At 59.3% G+C, this 20,481-nt stretch carries 21 protein-coding genes; 13 read left to right on the forward strand and 8 right to left on the reverse strand.

Translation table 11 applies throughout. The features are described 5' to 3' along the window. Positions 1-5: 5 nt before the first annotated feature. The 3 genes from ABRP28_RS21250 to ABRP28_RS21260 form a co-directional block, all read right to left on the reverse strand. Positions 6-1,199, reverse strand: coding sequence for a hypothetical protein (locus ABRP28_RS21250; RefSeq protein WP_104443562.1), 1,194 nt, complete (start codon positions 1,197-1,199; stop codon positions 6-8). A 178-nt stretch (positions 1,200-1,377) separates the two neighbouring features. Next, the gene (locus tag ABRP28_RS21255) at positions 1,378-1,911 is read right to left on the reverse strand and encodes a hypothetical protein (RefSeq protein WP_104443561.1); all 534 of its coding nucleotides are present in this window, start codon (positions 1,909-1,911) and stop codon (positions 1,378-1,380) included. After that, positions 1,911-3,038, reverse strand: a complete 1,128-nt coding sequence (locus ABRP28_RS21260) for a M23 family metallopeptidase (RefSeq protein ID WP_104443560.1) — start codon at positions 3,036-3,038, stop codon at positions 1,911-1,913. The genes ABRP28_RS21255 and ABRP28_RS21260 overlap by 1 nt, the downstream gene beginning before the upstream one ends. 276 nt (positions 3,039-3,314) lie before the next feature. Here ABRP28_RS21260 and ABRP28_RS21265 point away from each other — a divergent pair, with 276 nt between their 5' ends. From ABRP28_RS21265 to ABRP28_RS21295, 7 genes are all read left to right on the forward strand, one after another. Beyond that, the gene (locus ABRP28_RS21265; RefSeq protein ID WP_104443559.1) at positions 3,315-4,052 is read left to right on the forward strand and encodes a hypothetical protein; all 738 of its coding nucleotides are present in this window, start codon (positions 3,315-3,317) and stop codon (positions 4,050-4,052) included. A 125-nt stretch (positions 4,053-4,177) separates the two neighbouring features. Beyond that, positions 4,178-4,813, forward strand: coding sequence for a hypothetical protein (locus ABRP28_RS21270; RefSeq protein WP_374153026.1), 636 nt, complete (start codon positions 4,178-4,180; stop codon positions 4,811-4,813). A 373-nt stretch (positions 4,814-5,186) separates the two neighbouring features. Then, positions 5,187-5,540: a hypothetical protein gene (locus tag ABRP28_RS21275; RefSeq protein WP_181039491.1), complete on the forward strand. Its 354-nt coding sequence runs from the start codon at positions 5,187-5,189 to the stop codon at positions 5,538-5,540. Positions 5,541-5,967: 427 nt separating this feature from the next. Continuing rightward, positions 5,968-7,524, forward strand: a complete 1,557-nt coding sequence (locus ABRP28_RS21280; RefSeq protein WP_374153027.1) for a hypothetical protein — start codon at positions 5,968-5,970, stop codon at positions 7,522-7,524. A 555-nt stretch (positions 7,525-8,079) separates the two neighbouring features. Beyond that, entirely contained in the window at positions 8,080-8,994 is a 915-nt protein-coding gene (locus tag ABRP28_RS21285; protein WP_104443556.1) for a ParA family protein, read from the forward strand. Then, positions 8,991-9,362 carry a hypothetical protein gene (locus ABRP28_RS21290; RefSeq protein ID WP_104443555.1) on the forward strand — a complete coding sequence of 124 codons (372 nt, stop codon included), beginning with the start codon at positions 8,991-8,993 and terminating at the stop codon, positions 9,360-9,362. Before ABRP28_RS21285 ends, ABRP28_RS21290 begins: the two co-directional genes overlap by 4 nt. Before the next feature lie 103 nt (positions 9,363-9,465). Next, on the forward strand, positions 9,466-10,875 hold the full coding sequence (locus ABRP28_RS21295) for a hypothetical protein (protein WP_104443554.1): 1,410 nt from the start codon (positions 9,466-9,468) through the stop codon (positions 10,873-10,875). 315 nt (positions 10,876-11,190) lie between these two features. Here ABRP28_RS21295 and ABRP28_RS21300 read toward each other — a convergent pair whose 3' ends face one another. Beyond that, on the reverse strand, positions 11,191-11,676 hold the full coding sequence (locus ABRP28_RS21300) for a helicase-associated protein (protein ID WP_374153028.1): 486 nt from the start codon (positions 11,674-11,676) through the stop codon (positions 11,191-11,193). A gap of 153 nt (positions 11,677-11,829) precedes the next feature. Between ABRP28_RS21300 and ABRP28_RS21305 the strand changes: the two genes are divergently transcribed. Then, the gene (locus ABRP28_RS21305; RefSeq protein WP_104443552.1) at positions 11,830-12,882 is read left to right on the forward strand and encodes a pentapeptide repeat-containing protein; all 1,053 of its coding nucleotides are present in this window, start codon (positions 11,830-11,832) and stop codon (positions 12,880-12,882) included. Between the two features lie 871 nt (positions 12,883-13,753). Here ABRP28_RS21305 and ABRP28_RS21310 read toward each other — a convergent pair. Both ABRP28_RS21310 and ABRP28_RS21315 read right to left on the reverse strand, forming a co-directional pair. Then, positions 13,754-14,929, reverse strand: a complete 1,176-nt coding sequence (locus ABRP28_RS21310; protein ID WP_146088608.1) for a hypothetical protein — start codon at positions 14,927-14,929, stop codon at positions 13,754-13,756. Positions 14,930-15,427: 498 nt separating this feature from the next. Then, complete coding sequence (locus ABRP28_RS21315; protein ID WP_104443549.1) at positions 15,428-16,009, reverse strand: recombinase family protein; 582 nt, start codon at positions 16,007-16,009, stop codon at positions 15,428-15,430. A gap of 344 nt (positions 16,010-16,353) precedes the next feature. On the opposite strand from ABRP28_RS21315, the gene ABRP28_RS21320 reads away from it, so the two are divergent. The 4 genes from ABRP28_RS21320 (at position 16,354) to ABRP28_RS21335 (ending at position 18,975) form a co-directional block, all read left to right on the forward strand. Beyond that, on the forward strand, positions 16,354-16,755 hold the full coding sequence (locus tag ABRP28_RS21320) for a hypothetical protein (protein WP_104443548.1): 402 nt from the start codon (positions 16,354-16,356) through the stop codon (positions 16,753-16,755). A gap of 163 nt (positions 16,756-16,918) precedes the next feature. Continuing rightward, positions 16,919-17,329 carry a four-helix bundle copper-binding protein gene (locus tag ABRP28_RS21325; RefSeq protein ID WP_104443547.1) on the forward strand — a complete coding sequence of 137 codons (411 nt, stop codon included), beginning with the start codon at positions 16,919-16,921 and terminating at the stop codon, positions 17,327-17,329. Positions 17,330-17,464: 135 nt separating this feature from the next. Then, on the forward strand, positions 17,465-18,043 hold the full coding sequence (locus ABRP28_RS21330) for a DUF305 domain-containing protein (RefSeq protein ID WP_350004745.1): 579 nt from the start codon (positions 17,465-17,467) through the stop codon (positions 18,041-18,043). Between the two features lie 233 nt (positions 18,044-18,276). After that, entirely contained in the window at positions 18,277-18,975 is a 699-nt protein-coding gene (locus tag ABRP28_RS21335; protein ID WP_104443546.1) for a DUF305 domain-containing protein, read from the forward strand. A gap of 112 nt (positions 18,976-19,087) precedes the next feature. Here ABRP28_RS21335 and ABRP28_RS21340 read toward each other — a convergent pair whose 3' ends face one another. Then, positions 19,088-19,618 carry a DUF2269 domain-containing protein gene (locus ABRP28_RS21340; protein ID WP_219821791.1) on the reverse strand — a complete coding sequence of 177 codons (531 nt, stop codon included), beginning with the start codon at positions 19,616-19,618 and terminating at the stop codon, positions 19,088-19,090. Then, a complete protein-coding gene (locus ABRP28_RS21345) occupies positions 19,615-19,782 on the reverse strand; it encodes a hypothetical protein (RefSeq protein WP_181039490.1) in 168 nt (55 codons plus the stop codon). The genes ABRP28_RS21340 and ABRP28_RS21345 overlap by 4 nt, the downstream gene beginning before the upstream one ends. An 81-nt stretch (positions 19,783-19,863) precedes the next feature. Between ABRP28_RS21345 and ABRP28_RS21350 the strand changes: the two genes are divergently transcribed. Next, positions 19,864-20,445 carry a TetR/AcrR family transcriptional regulator gene (locus tag ABRP28_RS21350; RefSeq protein WP_104443545.1) on the forward strand — a complete coding sequence of 194 codons (582 nt, stop codon included), beginning with the start codon at positions 19,864-19,866 and terminating at the stop codon, positions 20,443-20,445. Positions 20,446-20,481: the final 36 nt, after the last annotated feature.

Raw genomic sequence — 20,481 nt, forward strand, 5'->3', positions numbered from 1 at the left:
GTTTCCTATCGGTTGGTGGTGGGGTTACGTGCGTGGGCGTTGCGGTTGTCTACCTCGAGCAGGCCTGCGGCGATTTCTGCGGTGACGCGTTCGAAGGCGCGGCGGGCGGGATCGCCCACGAGCTGCCAGTCGATGATTGAGCCGTTGTCCAGGGCCGCGTCATAGGGGATATCGATGATGGACCGCACCGTGGATTCGAGCTGGGCGCGGAGGTCCGCTTGATCGGTCGCCGAGACTTTGGCGCCCCCGCCCTGGGTGATGACGACGACGGCGTTGGCGACGAGGTTCTTGTAGTGCGGGTTGCCCTGGCGCTCGGACATGGATTCGAGCTGTTCGATCATTCGCAGGGCCGAGACGACGGCGTTGCGCTGGAGTCGGACAGGGATCACGAGCTGGTCTGTGACGTCGATGGAGGCCAGCCAGTTTTCGGAGCGGGTGTTGTTTCCGGTGTCTAGGACAATGGTGTCGTAGAACCGGCTGACCACCGTGTGGATGCGGTTGAATTCGTCCGCGCCGATGGACTTCATCCGGTCCGGGTCTTCGTCCGATGCCAGGACGGAGAACTGGTTCTTGCCTTGATGGCGGGTGTAGTAGGAAAAATCGCCTTTACGGGCCTCGATGGTTTCGAACTTTTCCAGCACGTTCAGCAGGTCCCACACGGTGCGGGTGGAGCCGTTGGCGTTGGTCCGCACACCGAGGGTGCCCATCATTTCGTTGTTGTCCCAGACGATGGCGTGCTGGCCGGAGTGGATCCCGAAGGTTGAGCCGATTCCCACGCTGCACATGGTCTTGCCGACCCCGCCCAGAGGCTGGGCGACCATGATGCGCATGGGCCTGGAGTAGACCCGTTGGATCGCCGAAAGGTCCGTGCGGCGGGCCAGCTCCGCCGCGCCTACCTTGGGCCTGATCAGCCCGAACGTCACGGTCCGCAGGAAGGCCTGCCAGCCGGTGGCCGGTGGTAGTTCATCGTTCATGTTGTCTTTTTGCAGCACTGATGCGCTGCGCCGGCCGCTGACCAAGGGGGCCGCCTGAGCTTCCACGGCCGCCTGCTGGGCCAGTGCCGGCCCGGTTACTGCAATGGCGGGGGCCGCGGTTTCCTCGGCGGGTTCTGCGGCATTGTCTTCTGCCGACGGTTCGGGGTTCAGCAGGCTGATGGGGGCGCGTGACTTCCGCTCGGCGCCTGACCAGTTGGTGCTCATCGGGTCTTCCTTTCGATCGCGGGGTTCTGACTTCTGAAAATCTGTGGTGCCCGTTCCTGGAACAGGATTGGGGCACCGTCTGTGCCTGTGCTCTGCGGGCTGGGCCGTTGGGGACCGGTGAGCGGGTCGGTGAACAATGGTGCTGTGCCGAACTCGTCAGCGCCGGCGGTGGGCGTGCTCATTGCGGAGTCACCGGGCTGATGGAGGTGACAAGCCAGGGATCGTCCTGCCCGATGCGGTGGAGCATCATCGTCCACGGCCCGGCGTTGGTGTCGAAGGATGCTGTAACCGTCATGGGGTTTTGCGCCTCCCGGCTGATCGCGGGACCGTCCGTGACGGTGGAGAACGGAACACGGGCCGGATCGATGTAGCGGGCGTCTTCCTTGTACTCGGTCGCGAGCATCGGTTCCAGATCGTTGAACCAGGTCTTCTCCTCCACCGAAGGCCGGCCGAACAGGGCCATGGCCTTCGCGGCGGTCCCTTTGACCTTCGCTTCGGCGGCGGCATCCCAGGTGACGTTAGGGCCGTGGTAGTGCTCAGAGACCTCGTCATGCTCGTGGCCATCACCGGCTGAGTGCACGTCAGGATCGCCCGTGATGGTCGGGGCCGGCGCGGCCGCGGTGGTAGCCGTGTGTGCGGTTGGGGTCCCGGCGCAGGCCGTCAGCAGGGCTGCGGTGGCCAGCAGGGCCGGGGCGAGTGCAGTTCTGCGCATCACAGGATGCCTTTCTCTTTGAGAATCGGTGTGGGGTCGATGGTGGCGTTGATCGGGATCATCGGATTCGGCAGTGCCCCGGCGTAAAACTCCATATGCAGGTGCCGGCCGAAAACGTTGCCGGTCGCACCCTCAGTCCCGAGAGGGGTTCCGGCGGCAACGGTGTCGTCTTCCTTGACCTTCAAAGAGCCGGCCTCCATGTGGTACATCCCGATGGTCAGTTTCCCGTCCAAGGTTTGGCCTGTGACGCCGGTTCCGAACTGGCCTTCGAGATTGCGGATCTTCACGATTTTCAGATCCGTGATCGCCACGATCACCCCCGCTTGGCCAGGAGTGGAAAAGTCGATTCCGTAGTGGAAGTTGGCCAGTACTCCCCCGGCCGTACCGGGAGGGGCCGGCCGCGGGCCATACCCACTGGTCATGACAGCCTCCGGCAGGGGCTTGACCCACTTCCCGGCAATGTCGCCGACAACCTGGTTTCCCTCACCCGGGCACACCCCGGACGGATCCACCAGGGAAGCCGATTCCCCGCCGAGTGCCTTGACGATCTGCGTGGCCTGTTCCCGGAACCGGGTGTAGTGGTGTGGATCCGCGTTCCGCTGCGTGCGGTGGATGGCAATGGTCGGTTCAAGGGTTGCCCACCCCTGAACGTTCTGGAGAGCTTTGAAGAAGTTTGTAGCGCTGGCGTGGGGGTCCATGCGGTCCTCGTAAGAACCCCACGCACCATTTGCCCGCTGCTGGAACAGCCCGCGTGAGTCCGGGCCCGCACCGTCACCGAAATCGATGACCCGCAGCGTTGACTCACCAATGGCAGCCTGAACACCGATCAGCTGTGCGGCCACGGGCAGCTTCAGATCCGCTGCAGCCTTCATGATCGCGGCCGCGTTCTTCATCTGCTCACCATCGAACCCGGCCACTGTGCTGCCAGGGACCGGTGATGCTGTGGATACAGCTGACGTACCAGGTGCCACACAGGCAGAAGCGGCCTGAGCCGGTGTTCCGCCATCGTCAAGAACCACAACAACGAAGCCCAGGGCGAGGGCGGTAGCGGCGGCAACAGGAACGACGACTTTTCGAAACGCGTTACCTGCAACGGCTGTTGCTGCCCCAGCAGCAGCGACACCCATTAGGACGACCGCCTGATTCTGTCGGTGCGAAACCAGCAGCCGATGAACAGGTCAGTCCCGCCCCTGCACCGCATAGTGACTCGCATGTCGCCCCTCCCCTGGGCTATTCCGGGGCTTGTCCCCGGACGGAAAAACCATCCCGGCTAAACTCAGCCGTAAGGCTAGGATGGATTTGAAACCAACCGTTAAGTATCTGCGAATGCTTAACTATTGGGATCATTTTAGCAGAATCAATCGTGCGAGTCTTGTCGTATTTGCCCCATCCAAGGAGTGTTTGTGCCTGTCTCAGCCTCAGAGTTCAAGAGCTGGCTGGACGCTCAGTCCATCAGCACTTCCCCTGCCGCTCTGAGCGCTCTGACGGGGCTGCACCGAGGCACTTTGGGCAACCAGCTGCGGCGTGGAAATGTTGCAGAATCGACGGTCGTTGCCGTGGCGCGCGCGTCCGGAGCGAACGTGCTGGAGTCCCTTGCCTCCTTTGACCCGTACAGGGACATATACACCAGACGGATTGAGCCCACGCCGGCAGAAGTGCTTAGCCAGGTACACCACGCAGACCTGATGGCCGAGCTACAGTTCCGCACCTCGAAGAAGTACTACCCGCGGGATCTGCGGAAACATATTCCGCTCATAGACTTCCCGCACGAGGGATCCAATCGGGCATGGATTGACGCCATCGACTCCGGCGACATCAGGCACCGCATGGCAGAAGAGACTGGCATGGCCCTGACATACATCTTCACGCAGCTCACCGAAAACAAACTGACCGCACCGCTTGCGGCAGCAGCCTCCAGGGCAGCAGGCACTTCGTTCGCATCAGGTCTGGTGGTTGTAGGCCTCGTGCTTCCGGCCGAGGCAGGCTGGCAACCACGCGCCAGGGAGGACGAGCTGCTTGAAATCACGGACGATGCTCTTGTCGAGCTAATCTCCGGCCGTATAAACCTGCTGCAGCGGCGCGTCAAACAACGTAAGGAAGCCCAGGAGTATGCGGAAAAGATGACTGAGCTTCTGGGATGAATCCACTAGGTGTCGTGCCGGTGACGCTCATGCTCATCCTTCTGGGCAGTCTTACGTTCAAGCGCATAAATACACCCGCATCCGGGTTTGAGCACGCCTTGCGGGGAAAGGCGAGCAGAATCGCTTTGTCGGGCATCTTTCTCACCACCGCTTATCTGCTGCTGGTACCGCCCGTGTACTACGCGCTGGATTCGATAATGCCGATCACCAACGCTACCGACCTCATCTCCAAGTACTGTGCACTGGTAGCCGTCGCCTTTCTGGGCGGGCACCTTAGTGTCGCCTACGGATCCCCCTTTGCCCGTCGGTGGACAGTGGGCGCTTCCGGAACCGTTGTGCTGGGCCTCGTCTCCGCCGGCCTGCTGTGGACTGTCGTGGCCACAGACGCCCCGTATTCATCCCCCCAAATGCTCGATTTCGCCACACAGCCCAGCGTTCGAATCAACACCTGGCTAGTGCTGTTCTACGTGGCTTACATTGTCCTTCCCTTGGTGCGGCCGGCGTACCTCGACTCCAAGAAGAACCCTCTCCGGACAGGCCGGGCGGCTTCAGGAATGATTGCCGGCGGTTTCGCCCTCTCCCTCTTGCGCGCAGGCGCGTACCCCGTCGAGTGGTTTGGTGCCGGGAATATGGTTTACCTGTACATGCTCATCTCCTACGCCTCCACTGCCCTTGTGGTCGTGGGGCTCGCGCTGTTTGCTTACGCGCGCAGGAACGGAAAAGTGAAAACCGAGCTGGGATCCGCCCTCTCACTCGATTAGGAAGGCCGGGAGACATGACTACCCCCCAACAAGCGCAGGAAGCAGTCAAAAGTGTTTTATCGGAAGTACCGCGGGAGCACGAGGCTGCCTATCGCGTCATCTACCAGGCAGTGACTGTGTGCCTGGCAGCTGGCATGGAGCGGCGGGCAGCTGCCGCCTACTTGGGAGTCTCACGATGGCGTATCGACCGCCAAGGACGCTACTTTCGGTCCTTGAGAGCGACCAGGACCTTGTTCCGGGATGCCATGGCTGCCAATCCTGCAACTGATCCTGCCGGCGAGTCCGCGGAAGCCATAGTCCGAAGAGCGTGGAAGAAGTAACACCCAAAGGGTCCCAAATCCCAAAATTCTTGGTTTTATGACATATTGGAACCATGCCTTCCGAACTCTGTCACGAGCTTGCTGAGCGAGTCACAGCCCACTCGATGACTCTTTCAAAAAGAGCGACACGCCGCGGCGACGTGCAGGGTTTCGTTTATCAAAACCGCTTAGATAGCACTATGGCAATTCAGAAGCTTGCTCAGGGAGGCCGCCCTTCCAAGGGGCCCCGCCACACGTTTGTGGTCAAGCCCGATCTTGCGCGGGCCGAAAAGCTGCGGACCATTATGGAAATTCTTGGCACGAACGCAGTTGATTACCTGACTCCGCTGGTTGCCAGCCATATAGATTCCATCGACCTTGAACAACTGCGCAATCAGGAGACATTGCCTATACCGAAAGCCAGTTAATAACTGAAGGCCCGCACATGGCGGGCCTTCGTTAAGTATTTAGTTCAGATCTCGTTCTTGGCGGGATGTCGATCTGAACTTTTGTCCAACACCCACCCAGTGGGTGGATTTTGTCGTTCCCCCGAAGGAGTAACTGCTGTCTATGGTACCGGAAGTCAATTCCGCGTCAACGCACGCACGTAAGGGTGTCGCGGGCCAACCTAGCCCTCAGCAGGCGTGGATCCTTGCACCCCTGATCGCCGGCCAAGCGTCCTACCGCCTAGGCCGATGGATGGGCACCAGGTTCCAATACCCCCGGCCGGCGACTCCGCCCACCATTACGACATCTCTGCCCGAGCACCCTGCAGCAGTCATGATCCACGGTACGGACGGTTCCGTAGCCACTCTCTGCATCGACCTGGATACATCCAAGGCACTGAAGAGCGTCGTGGACTCAGACGCAGCCCGGCTCAAGAAGCTTCTGGACGAAGCCAACGTCAGTTACGTGGAGGACTTCTCCCCCAGCGGCGGCAGGCACATCTACATTCCCCTTCAACAACGCCTCTCCGCCGCGAAAGCCCGCGAGCTTGTCGAAGCCCTCGGCCTTCTCGCCGCAAGTCTGGACCCGAGCCCCCACCAGAACATCACCGACGGCTGCATCCGCGTGCCGGGCTCAAGGCATAAGGCTGGCGGCCACCAGACCCTCATTACTCCCCTATCCCAGGCCTACGCCACCCTCCGCGTACGCAACTCAGCGCGTGCTATGGCAGCATTGCGCGCCGCACTGGCCCCGGAGCTGGCCCGCAACAAAGCCATCCAGAAACGCCAAGCCAAAGCAGCAACAACAGCACGGACCACTGCTGGACAGCTGCCCCTCGCTGGCCGCAGCGAAACCCCACTGCGCCGAATTGCACGCACTGGCCTTTACGACACGGCCAAGTACGCTAGCGCCTCAGAGGCCCGCATGGGCGTGCTGAACCACTTCGCTGCGTGCGGATGGACCCTGGAAGACGTACGGAACGAACTCACCGGCCAGTTCCCGGGCCTAGCGGCCCTCTATGGCACGCAAGCCAAACAGGCGCGACTCCTTTCCAGCGAATGGGCCAACGCCCAAGCGTTCACCAACGCCGGCAGCACCCAAAAACGTAAGTCCCGTGATGCCGGGAAAATCGATGCTCTTATTAACAACACAAGCCCCACTGAACCCACAGGGGGGGCACTCCCCCGCAGCTCCGCGTCAATTCACCAACTCGTGAACGACTTGGAAAATGTCCTGTACGCCGTCCTGGACCATCGCTTGGCAGCCAGGGGTCGTGAAGGACTCAGCCTCCGCCTCCTGATCCGCGGCCTGATGGGCTACATGCGGGCGAAAGAAACGGATTTTATCGATGTCGGCTGCCGTACCCTTGCGGTCGCCCTGGGAAAGCACCATGTCACCGTTGCTCGGTTACTGCCCGTTCTGGTCCAGGCCTCCGACGGGATTCTCACTAAAGTCGCGGACGCCCGCCGCAAGACAGCGGACGTCTACCTCATTCAGCTGCCCCAGCACTATCAACAATTAGCGAGGGAGCTGACATGGCGCAAAGGACGCATCCATGCCGTGCGACCCGTCTTCCGAAGCCTGGGAGACGTGGCTGCCCTTGTTTACGAATCCATCGAACGAGCTAGGCACTCCCCCACCACCGCGGAAATCGTCCGCTTCACGAGCATCAGCCGCAACGCCGTATCAACTGCGTTGACCGATATGGAGGCCCTGGGTATGGTCTACCGCGAGCACGGTCAGTGGAAGAGAACGGCAGTTAATCTCACCAATCTGGCGGTAAGGCTGGGCGTTTTGGAAGATTACCAATCCCATATCAGCCGTAACCGGTTCGAACGCGCCCGCTGGCACGCATATCTGGACCGTTTCCGGATCAGTGAGGTCGATGAAGGCGCACTGTACGACCAGGAACGGGATGATTATTGGTTGCCTCCTGGGGATGCTTTTATCTGGAATGCCGCATAGACGACGAACCGTGCTGCAGCGGCTGTCCGAGTGTCGGCACGCATCTTCCCGGCAACGCGGCGAACTTAATATGCGGATGACAAGCGCTGACGTTCAATGTGGACCGCTTTGAGATTCATCCTCCCGGGGTCCACCGGCCCACACTGAGGACCAGCGCAACGGGACACTTCCCCATGGTGCAAGATTTCTCTTTCCGCACGGACGACACACACCCCCGGGGTGCGGGCACAGTGTGTCTGGCAGGTCTAGGAGCGCTGAGCACGTGGGTGGCGTTTAAGGCATAGGGGGGGCTCGCCTGGTCTCTACAGGGGGCGACAGCCACAAGCGGGCAGGGCGGTTCCTACTCACCATTTACAGGGATTGGCTATGCGGCTGACTTTTACTTGTAAAAAAAGCTTATACAGCGAAACATGTGAACCATGCTCTAGAAGTAAAGCTTGTCATACCAGCTTCACTTTTTTTACAAGTAAAAAAAGTGAAGACACGCAAGCCAGCTTCACAAGTGAAACAAGTCATGCTGTTTACGCTGGGAACACTTGTCAAAGGAAGGGCTCGATGAAACATGATCTGGACCGCGGCGCGCTCAGTAGGGTAATCGCGGTAATCAACGGTAAAGGCGGGGTCTTCAAAACCAGCCTTGTAGCCAACGTCGGTGGACTCCTCGCGGAGGCTGGCTCACGTGTACTCCTCGTGGATCTGGATCCCCAGGGCAACCTCGCTGAGGACCTGGGCTACTCCGACCAAGGAGATGGCGGCAGGAGCCTGGCAGCCGCGCTCTGCTTCGGCGCAGAGCCGTCCTTGCTGACGGGTGTCCGACCCAACCTGGACGTCATCTCCGGCGGACCCGAACTCGACGATGCAGCAGCATTTCTCGGAGCCAAGGCCCAAAAGGACCGCGATGCAGCCCACCTAGCCCTAGCAAAGATGCTCGCAACCGTCGCGGGGGAGTACGACCTCGTTCTACTTGATTGCCCGCCCGGCAATGAACCTCTGCAGGCGGCAGCTGTCGCGGCTGCACGGTACGCACTGGTACCCCTAAAGACAGACATGTCTAGCCGCAAGGGCGTTGCTGCGGTCGCAGCACGCATGGACAGCGTTGTTGGACTCAACCCATCACTGGACCTCTTGGGTGTTGTCTTGGTTGGAACCGGAACCAACTCAAAACAAGTCCATAAGGTCACCCGTGATCACCTCATCGCCGACTTCGGAACCGACGAAGTGCTGTTCCCAATGACCATCCGTCACGCAGAAGCAACTGCCCAGGCATGCCGGGAGCGCGGGCTACTGGCGCACGAGCTCGAACGGGAACTTAGCAAAGCACCAAAGTGGTGGGAGATCCGGCGCGGGGAAGCCAAAGCCACTAATGCAGGACCAAAATCTGCATCCAGCGTTGCTGAAGACCTGCACGGAGTCGCCATGGAAGTAACGCGACGCGTCGCCGCAGCAGAATCCCACGAGGTTAATGCATGAGCACCCAGCAAAACACCAGCCGACCCGCGCTCGGGCTGCCGCCCAGGCCCGCAGCAGCCCCAACTACCGACGCGCCGCTAGCGCGAATGCTGCCCGGCCGCCGTCAGGAGGTGCTGACGAAGAAGGAAGAACCCAAGGAAGCCCCGACTGAGAACATGACGGTAAGCATTCCCACGGCTCTTCGCAATCGCGCCAAAGCCGCGTACAAGGCGACCAGCTACGCCGAGGGAGATAACACGTGGGCACATTTCGTGGCTAAGGCCATCGAAGCAGAAACCATCCGACGCGAAGCAGAACATAACCAGGGCGAGATGTACCCGGCATGGGGAGAGAAGCTACCCGGAGGTCGGAGGCTCAAGGACAGCTGAAAACGTGTCGACTGTGAGCGATTCCGGGGCCGCCGTCAAAGGAGATCGCGCCGAGAATCGATACGCTCCCCAAGGCTAAAGCGACAAAGATCCATCTACCCATATGACGTTCCGCTACATCCAGATTGGACGAAACTACTTGTCAGGCACCCACGCAATCGCGAACCGACGAGAACATCCGAGAACCCTAATCCTTGATGGCCAAGGGGAGTTTGCTGACAGAGTCCAGCGGGAAGTGGACCTTCCCGGGACGGTGAAGGTGATTGACGATCTTGGCTCTGTCGATCAGACGGAGTGGGACGCACTGATCCTTATTGACTCATACCAGGCGGTCAATAAGACGAATGCTTTCACTACCACATACCCGCGAGTGGCTGAGCACCTTTACATATTTAAAGTGCTGCCCAAGGATCACTACGGAAATTACGCAGTTCTGGACAGGGTGTCGGGGCTAAACACTGCAGAGGGCGGCGTTACCCTAACGCTGCGCTGGGGGATTCCTGGCCATGAAATTGCAGTCAAACAAGGGTTTGACAGAGAACTGCGAACCTCGTTGATTGAGGCAGCAGAAAGCCGGGACACCCAATCTGGGCTGGTCGCCCCAACTGAAGTGCCTACCGGCCTGGTTTTGGACTCCTTCGCCGTTGGCCCCCAAGGGATCATTCTGGCTGGAACCCTAAAGGCTCCTAACCGGGGCGAAGTGTGGTTCCTTCCGAGCGAGGTAACTACGCTCGGGCCTTGGATCGGTGCAGCATTCGCCAGCTGGCGCCGGCTGGAGCCCAAGAAGTTTCCGGGAGTTCCAGATTGGTGGGCCTCGCCTGAATGGTACTCCGCAGCCGAATCTGCCATCGCACTCAGAATTGCTGAGGAGACCGCGATCATTGAAGAGGCTAAGAGCAAGTTTGAAACCATTCGTGCAGAGTTGGAAGCAAAGCTTGAAAAAGCGCGGGCAGAAGCTGCGGCGGGAAGCAGGCAGCTGCTGCGAGGGCAAGATGACCCGCTGCAGAATGCTGTCCGCGATGCCTTGGAAGGCTTGGGTTTCGGAGTCAGGGACATGGACCTGGAATGGGACGATAAAGAGCGGCGGGAAGACTTCAGGATTACCGACCCGGATGATCCTCAATGGTTGGTCCTTGGTGACGCTACTGGTGTCAGTGGCAACGCAAAGGGCGGGAAAATGGCGGTCCTGCAGGGATACGTAACTAAGTATGTCTTCGAGGAGAAGCCCGACACCATTCCAGGAATGTGGTACTTGCTGAACAGGGAGATTGATAAGGACCCTAATGTGCGCAGCACAATTCTCAGAGGTGACGAGATTGAGCCATTCGCTGCTCAAAAGGGTCTCATTCTCGATACCACGGCCCTCTACGTTCTGCTACGGCATGCGCATAGTCAGCCAGAAGATAGACCTGCAATCCGAGAATACCTCCGGACCTCCACTGGCCTGGTGGCCCTTCCGAATGCCATTGCCTGGATTGACATGCGAAATGCTGCAGCAATAGCCAGTGAGTAGTTTGCAGGGGATGGTCACGCGCCAACGTAGAGCAGTAGTCGGCGTGGTCTTCGCGACTGGCCATTGGGGCGGTTACGGCAACATTCAATCTCGTCCGGGGCGCTACAGCCCCGACGACTACCCAGTACTGGGTCAACCAGCAGAGATGGATGCACAAGCTGTAAACAGGGAGTTCGTGCCGTTATTGCGACCCTTGGTGAATATTCCCAAATAGCCTTCCCCATTGGGTGCCAGCTGAGGGAGCTGGGCGTCGAGTTTTTGTTCGTGTTCCTTCGTGAGGGTTCCTTTGTGGAGCTCTATTCGTTGTCCGTGCAGTCAGGACCCCAGCACACGTTCTTCTTCACTGGAGGCATTGTGGTGCAGGGGCCAGCCGTTGCCGTCCTGCCGGTATTGAACCAGTTCAGTCAGGCGGCGGTACCAACGGGCCGCGTTTTCCTCGGCCCGGGTCGGTTGCCTGTCCCAATTAGGAATGACGGCCAGGCCGTCGCGGTAGGCCGGGGAGAGGGTACCGCGGGCCGCTGCCCTCGATCTGGAAAGGAGCCATGAGGCGAGTGCCCGTTCTCGCGCGGTGTATCCGCCTATGGATGGGAGCCGGCCCTCCCTTTCGTAGAAGCTGATGGTGTCGGCCATGCTCTGCAGCCCGCCAGCTGTCGCCGGGCTGACAGGACCCCTGGCCAACTTGTGCTGGACTTTGATGTCAGGATCAGCCTGAGCTGCGATGCGCATGTGGTAGCGGACGGTGCTCGCCGCCATACCCGTAACAGCAGCGATCCTCGGTGTCGGAATGCCATTGCGGTACATCAAAACCCACTCAGCGTTCGGTGCTTTGTGTATCCCCCGTTTTGGCGACGAGGGATGAGCTTGAGCGCCCCATTCCTTACTCATGCTCCCCCTCGGATCTTAATTTGCCGCCCTGACGCTCATCTTGCCTGAAGTCGTGTAAGCATTGGCACCATGTGGCGCTGGAGATTGCGAAATATCAACTTATTCTTTGCCCTATTGCTCTCCCTGGCGGCCGCTGTTGGCGTCGCCATCCTTGCGGCTTGGATGCTTGCGCCATGGCTAAATATGGGCGACGAGACTACGTCACCGGCAGATCTGACCAGGCTTGCGTTGACTATCGCGGCTGGCGTTGGAGGCGTTGTCGCACTAGTGGTCGCGTACCGGCGGCAACGTGACCTTGAACAGAGCAGGTTCATCGAAGGTTTCGGCGCCGCAGCTAAGCAGCTTGGGGACGCTGATGTCGCGGTGAGAATGGCAGGTGTTTACGCTATGGCTGGCGTCGCCGATCAGACGTCAAGGCTGAAACGGCAGCAGTGCATTGACGTGTTATGCGGCTATTTGCGCTTGCCGTATTCTCCCGAACGTGGCAACAACCACCAGTCAGGCCTAACGATCAAACGACCTCTGAGGCGGGAAGGTGGCCTCGAGGAAGAACTCCGATTTCAGTATCGCCAGAACGATATGGAAGTCCGCCAGGCTATCGTTAGCGTCATCACTGATCACCTCCGGAACTGGTCCTGGTCCGCAAACGACTTCGAGTTCTCTGGATGTCATCTCGAAAACGCTGATTTCCGGAATGCGGTGTTCAACGGTCATTCCGTTAGGTTTGCGGGGGTGACGTTCAGCGGGAGGTACACCCTCTTTGGAGAGGCTTCTTTCTTCGGCAAATATACTTCGTTTGAAGAGGCCACCTTCATCAGTGCGAACACTTCGTTTGAAGAGGCCACCTTCATCGGCGCGAACATCTCGTTCGAGAAGGCCACCTTCTCCAGTGAAGATACTTCATTCGAAAAGGCCATATTCCGCGGAAAAAATACTAGTTTTCGATTGGCGGACTTTGGCAAGAACAGAGTCTCTTTCGAGTATCCAAAAGAGTGGAGACCAGATCCTGCCTTCGACTGGTCAGCAGAAGGGAATGAAGGGAAGCCAAAGCCGCCAAATGTACTACCGCAGGACTGGCCTCCTGGGCCCAACAGGTCACGTAGCAGCGCCCGCGTAAGTTGACGGAGTGTCTCCAGAACCGGCGGACAGCCTTAACACCTTGGCGGGCCGCTGGAGTTCACTTCTTACAAACGAAGATTCTGATTTCGATTTAGATCGAGAACCGCGAGCTTGTCGCATGGACCGTTACGGGCTAGCTAGATGACCTTTGCTTCTCGCGGGCGTTCAGACTGTGTTTGAAGCGAGTTCAAGAGAAGCCAACCACAGAGGCGGTCCCTTCAGTCGGTGGGGACTGAGCGACTTTGTTAGATGAGGTCCCAATAGGGCCAGTGCTTAACAGTTCCAAGGCTTCGAAGGCAAGCTGCTGATTGTTGGTCAGCCACTCCATCCAGGACTCAGCCAACGAAACGTATCTCAGCACCTTTGTCAGGATATAGGTCTCCCACTGATCGCGATCAACGGTCAGGGTCTGCAGTAGCTCTCCAACCAACATTGGTTGCTCCAAAATACATTCTTCAACAACAATTTCTAACCGACGGTCATCCTCGAGCCCAGATTGAGTGGCGCATGGAGAATGTCAATATAGAGCCATTGGAAAGCAGACTTGGCCGATATTCCGTACTCCAAAAAAGGACCGGTCTCGTAGCGGCAGTGGCGGGTGCAGTAGCCGTGGGATCACTCGTTTTCTCCGCCGCAAGCGGCCCATATGAAGTCGGCGATCCCAATCTCCAAGCTATGGCATGGATTTTCTTGTTCGGGCTAGGGGTCTGTGCATTTGCCGGACTGACCGGGGCCGGGTTCCAAGTAATGAGGGATCGGCTTGAAGGGTTCCATTCACGTATTCTCGGAGACGATTTACAAGTGAGCCAAGAACCAGCGTAGTTAGCCAGATGCGGCGTCGGCGAGCTCATAGTGGGTCCGGTGCTGGGAGGAACTAGCTTTTCACTGATACCAGGGCTTCCCGGTATTCCTTGTATCCAGTTCCGGCCATCCTGACGACCGCCACTGCTGACAGGACAACCAACAGCGAGGAGCTGATGCTCGAAGTCAAAGAGTTGTCTGCAGGAACGAGAGCTTTTTGCGTCAAGATGGCTGCCTCTACAACCCAGTAAACAATAACTTCACGGGCCATGGAGGTGCCCTTTACGTAGTCCAGGTCCGAGACTCTCGAACGGATAAGGTGGGCGGAAAACCTGTAGGCCATGAGGACAGGAATCACCATGCCGAGCGAGAGTCCCGCGTGGGTCCAACTCAGTCGTCCGAGGATCGCCAGATTGACCGTCGCGTGGAATACGAGGAGTGACAGAACCGCGGAGAATAGAAAGATCCACCGAAAGATCTTGGTCGTCGTGCAGTAGAGGGTGCGGTAAGAATGCTTTCGCTCCAGTGCTGCGCTGCGGCCGTCCTCGGCTTCGATCTCTTCGGCCACTGTCCATTCGACAGAGTCCTTTACTAATTGCCGAATAAGTAGGAGGCAGAAAATATACAACAGAACACTAGCGGCCACAGTCCGTGCCCACGAGATTCCGTAGAGCACTTCCAAGCTCGTTAGGACCCACACCGCAGCAACGAGGCCCCAAATAAGCCATTTTAGGTATGCACGAAAGTAATCGACTCCGGTGCTGGTGATCCGCCAAGAATCAAAGTAGTCCGTAAAACTAGGCATTGATCGGGCAGCCAATTTGACGTCCTTGGCTGCTTGGACCGATTCCTGAGCCTCTATCCATTCCCCAAAGGACGGAACATAGCCAATTCCCTGTATTCCGGCCCAGACCAGCACGATCAGGGCGCCCCACAACAGCGCTTCAAGAAGTGGGTCCTCCCAGGTTGAATCCGGAATGGGTGAAAACAAAACTATTAAGAACAATATGATGAGGCATCCAGCGAACTGTGCGGCGAGTTTGCGGTCTTCTCTTAGTTCACGCAGCGTAGTCCGTTGATCAGTCACCGCATCGGCCCCGAAAGGGTATGTGCGGTTCAATGGCGGCAGTGATTTTCGTCGGCCAATATATGCCATCAACAGAGACCACGCATGTTTCCAAGGGAGTTCCTGGTTCCCTGGTACCGAAGATTGAGCGCGCGACGCCTGTCTCAGCTCGGAAACTGCCATCGGTGCCGCCTTACATTCCGTCGCGATTCGGAGTTCTGTTAGGGGCCAACATCTTAGCGTGCGTTGGACAGAGCCGACAGGGTTTCGATACCTTCGGTTATCCAGGACATGTCCAGTCGCAAAGGCATTGCAGCGGTCGCAGCACGCATGGACAGCGGCGTAGGACTTAACCCATCCCTGGATCTCCTGGGTGTTGTCTTGGCCAGCGGAACCAACTCAAAACAGGTCCACAAAGTCACCCGGCATCACCTCGTCGCCGACTTTGGTACCGACGAAAAGAGTTTCCAGAGCCCTTCGTGTATGAGACCCATGGGCGTCTGCCTCCAACTGGGAATGGGCGAGGACGGGAAGCCGCCCGATATCAAAGTACACGCTTCTCACTAACGAAGGATTCCGAGAAAGCATCGAATCGAGAATGTCGGATCGATCGCTCAGCCGCGCCCTGTGTGACTGTTGGCGATAAGTGGCGGTCTTTTTGCGGCGCTAAATGTCGCCCTGCTAGTCGGCAAGCGCTCGTGACCGTCTGTAGAACGTCGCTCGGGACATGCCGAGATCCCGGGCAACTTGCGCCGCGGGCTCGCCACCTTTGACCAGGCGAACAGCACTTCTGATCTGGCTATCAGTGACCCGGCGGGGCCGGCCGCCAAGGTCCTTGCCAGCTTCTCTTCGCTTGATTATGGAATCCGTGACGCGTTCGCGCTTGATCTCGTGTTCCATCTGCGCAAGGGCGGCCATGATCGTGAACAACATAGAGCCCATAGGTGTTGCTGTGTCGACGTCGCCTCCGCCCAGGTTCAGGACGCGCAGGCCGGCGCCCCTGCTGCGGAGTTCGTCGGCGAAGGCAAGCATATTCTGGGTGGATCGCCCGAGCCGGTCCAAAGTCGTGATGACGAGGGTGTCACCCTCCATGAGCGCATGGAGTGCTCGATCGAACTGGGGCCGCGACGCGCGCGCTCCGGAGACACCCTGGTCGACGTAGAGGTCATCGCGTCGAACGCCGGCGGCCAGTAGATCTGCCCTCTGCCGGTCCGTGGATTGCTGCCGCGTCGAAACCCGTGCATAGCCAATAAGTTTCGACATGCCTGCCTCCAATGTGTCTCATAACTAATGATTGGTACGTCGATTCAAGCAGAAGGTTTCGAGACATAGTTATGAGAATCGCCGCACGCAGAGAAAGTCGCGAGATTTCAAAGGAATCAGGACCCTACGGGACGGAGCCAGTGAGACGTCTCGTATCCCAAGGGTTATGAGACGGAGCTGATGCCGGCACCTCCGGCGCGCCGGTGTTTAAATAGGGACCCCATCCAACTAGTCAGCATGCTGATCTTTTATTAGGGTTGGGTTTGAACTGACCGGCGAGACCGGAGGCAACCCCTATTTCACGACCAGTACGCGCAAGAACGAACGTCATCGTCCAGGCGGTGATGCGGGTCGTTCTGGGCCTTTCGCTGTTGGTGGCTTTCACGGCATCTGCCGCGGCTGCCCTGTGCCTGCAGATGGACCACCCAAGAGCTGTGGCCGTGACCGTCTCCCACGCCGTGCCGGTCACGGCCGGGAACACCAACCCTGCCGAGGCAATCGCGGCCGTGGACGATCCCGCAGGGTCACCGTCCCGGCATGCCTGCTGTTATCGGCAGGAAAGCACACCCGAAGCAATCACGCCGGCCCAAAGGACGTATCCCGAACCTGCCTCTGCCGCCTCTGTTCAGGCGAAACTAGCGCCTCCCGCCAACGGTTACCTGCCGCCTGGCTGGTTTGATCCGGCGCTGGAAAAGAGGGATCATCTCACCCCGTCGTTGACGGCCCTGTCCATCAGCCGGACGTAAAAACCGGCGCGTTGGTGCTGCGGCCCTGCTTGACGCGCAGCAGCTGATCGGACGGCCGTCGAACCGGCCACTCGGCCCGACGAGGGCCAGAGCAACAACGAAGCGAATGAGCATTCAACGGCGAACCCCTTGGGTTGGCCCACCCTGTAATGAGGAGAAACCAATGACCCACCATGTAACGTCCATGCTCGATACCTACCCGAAGGATCTTGGCGGGGTGGACAAGGAAAAGCTTGCCCAGTGCATCCAGGCCTGCTTCGAGTGCGCGCAGACCTGCACCGCGTGCGCCGACGCGTGCCTGAGCGAAGACATGGTCGCGGACCTGACCAAGTGCATCCGCACCAACCTGGACTGCGCCGATATTTGCGTAACGACGGGCAACATCCTGTCCCGGCACACCGGCTATGACGCCAACCTCACCCGGGCCGTCCTCGAGGCCTGTCGTACCGCCTGCAAAGCCTGTGGTGACGAGTGCGAACGGCACGCCGGAATGCACGAGCACTGCCGGGTCTGCGCCGAAGCCTGCCGCCGCTGCGAGACAGCATGCCAGGAACTTCTGTCCTCACTCGGATAAACCACTCCAGAACATGACCGACGGCGGGACCCGGCCCCGGCCCGGTCCCGCAAAATCCCGTTCAGACCCCCATCCCGATCATGCGCCCGCACAGGCGGGGAGCGGGGATCTGCGGGCTTGAAAGGAGTCCCCTTTATGAGCGCAGCGAATAACCCCGGAAGCCGGCCCGGAAACGTTGGGCACCGGCAACAGCAAGCAGCACAGCACCAACATGACGACCCGGCCGCCAACGGGAGCAAAGGCTCCGGACACGGCACCAGCGGGCACGGCTCAGCCCGGATGTATCTGAAATTCGGTGTCATTCTGTTGGTGAGCCTCGGGCTGATGTGGGTGTTGTCGATGTCGATGGTCCGCTCGATCGATCACTTTTACTTCAACCTGAGCAACTTCTGGATGGCACTGCTGATGGTCTCGGCGATGGCCATCGTGATGATCATCGGCATGTGGTCGATGTTCAAAAACAAGAAAGCGAATATCGCCCTACTGGTCGGGTTCGCTGTGCTGTTTGCCGGCGTGTTCGCGCTGGGAAGGACGGAAACGTTCGTGGGAAATGAGCAGTTCCTCAAATCCATGATCCCGCACCACTCCCGGGCGATCCTGGTCTGCCAGGAATCGGACATCACCGACCCGGAAATCATCGAGCTGTGCGATTCGATCGTGAAGTCCCAGCAGGAAGAAATCACCCAGATGCAATCCATCCTTGACCGGTACTGATCCAGCTAAGAGTCAGCCAACGCGAACGCTGGCGGGCAGATCGTAAGTACCCTGAGCGCCGGACGAGCACTGGACGTTTTCAGGTCGCGGGGGCGACGACAGCCAGCTCTGCTCGGATTCGCGTCTTGCGCCGTGTGGTTGCCCAACTGTGGGTGACGTGCACCGGCTTCCGCTGGCAGGTCTCTGTTTTTCGCCGGCGATCGTGAATAAGAACCAAAACATTGGAGACCGAAATGAAATCTGCACCCTCGCCTGTCCGCCCGGCTTTTGCCTGCCTGACCATCGCGGCTACCGTGCTCGTGGGCGCGCCTGCCGCATCGGCGGCCCTGCCTGTCTCAGAAACTTCTGCACAAATTCAGGTCCAGAAGCAGGGTGACATCCAGCCTGAGGCTACGTCGCCGCTTTCCTACCGCTTCGGCGAAATCCTGGCCGCGCTTGAAGGCAAGGAACTGGAAACGACCTTCCTCGCGGCGATCATTCCACACCATCAGGCGGCGATAGACATGGCCGAAATGGAGCTTGAGCGTGGCGCCGATAACCATATCCGCAATCATGCCCGGGACATCATTAAGGGGCAGCAGGAGCAGATCGACTTGTTCGCCCGCTGGCTTGAACAGTGGTACGGGCTGACCCCGGAGCAAGCAGCCGCCCAGGCCCCGGCTGAAGCCCAGGAGGTAATGGCGGCCATGGAGCAAGAGATGCAGGCTCAGATGAAGCAGTTGGCCGAAGTACCGGACGGCGAAGCATTCGATATCGAATTTGTCAGGCTGATGATCCCGCACCATACCGGGGGCATCATCGAATTCCTTGAACCCCAATCGCGTGCCGTGCATGCCAGGTTGCGGGACGAATCCGCCTCCGGGATCGCAACCCAGGAAAAGGAAATCGTGGACTTCCGTCAATGGCTGAAAGACAACGCCGGAAACAACTAAAACATACGCACCTGGGCCCGTTTCGGGCTGTCTTTACCTCGGAAGGGGCCCAGCCCGGTGCCGGCGTGCCGGGAAACTGCCCTGACGGCAGCCCGCCGAACTGCAGGTCGTTTTACCGGCCGGCCTGAGCCTGCTGCTTGTTGAGAGTTCTCTGTCCATGCCGGGTCAGTCCCCGGGGTTTGTAGACAGAGAGGACGCTGGTGACGAGCAGCGCCAGTATCGCCGCGCTGGCGTCGAAGACCAGTTGGACCCTCATCCAGTTCATCTCCGAGGGGCCGAGATCTGCTGCAAGGGCCATGCCGGCCATCGCGGTGACCGGCTGCAGATGGACTAGCAACAGGGCGGTGGCCAGTGCGGTGATGATGAGCTTGATCAGGACCCAGTAGTGCCGGAACAGGCCCCACACGGTGCCAAGGCCTTGGATGATTCCGGAGATCAGGGAGGCCAGGCTGAGCGGGAAGATGATCATCCAGCCGACGAGGTTCATGCCCACGTACGCGGCGCGGGCCAGCTGCGCGTCAGAGGCTGTGAGTCCGGCGATGGCCAGGACCAGGAACGCCGCGATGGCGCCGAGCCATCCCACGGAGGAGATGATGTGGATGGTCAGGGCTGCCTTGCGCACCGCGGGGGGCATCAGTTTCATGGCGTGTGGTTCATGACCATTCCGCCGCTGAGGTGCAGGACCGCAAAGACCACCACCAGCACAGCTGCAGCGATCAGAAATCCCTTCACCCACAAGGGCGTCTTGTGCCGCGGGGTTTCTCTGCTGTCTATGTGGTCTGGGTTGGAGCCGGGGTTCGCCATCATGGTCCTTCGTTTGATTTTGTAAAACAGTATGTATCGGAAACGGCACTGTGTCTATTGGATGACAGGTTGTAGCATTCGGATATGCCAAGGCTTTGGAATGAGACGGTCGAGACTCACCGGGACGCCGTGCGCGGCGCGGTTCTTGACGCCGCTGCGCGACTCTTTGCCGGTCATGGAGCGTTGGGGGTAACGATGTCTGCGATCGCTCAGGAGACAGGCATCGGTCGGGCCACCCTCTATAAGTACTTCCCGGATGTGGAGTCAATCCTTTTGTCCTGGCATGAGCGCCAGGTTCAGGCGCATCTGGATGAACTGGTCCGCATCAAAGAACAGACTGCTGGTTCCTTGCAGCAGCTTGAAGCCGTCTTACATGCCTATGCTTTCCTGTCCCGCTCGGGCCGCGACGACGCCGACGCGGCACGGCTGCATCAGGCAGGACATGCGGGGCGGGCCCAGCGACACCTTCAGGATTTCCTCGCAGGGCTCATTGAAGAGGGGGCTGACGCGAAGGTGTTTCGCGCGGACGTTGCCCCGGATGAGCTGGCAGCTTTCTGTCTCCATGCCCTGGGGGCTGCAACGCAACTTTCTTCACATGAAGCCGTGCTCAGGCTGGTCAAAGTCACCTTAGGAGCCCTGCAGCCCATTCCGCCGTCGGGCGGCTAGTTGGTGAAGGCCCGCGCTACGGCGGGCCTTCACCAT

Origin of the sequence: Pseudarthrobacter sp. WHRI 8279 (genome assembly GCF_040224115.2) — a bacterium.
Lineage (GTDB): Bacteria > Actinomycetota > Actinomycetes > Actinomycetales > Micrococcaceae > Arthrobacter.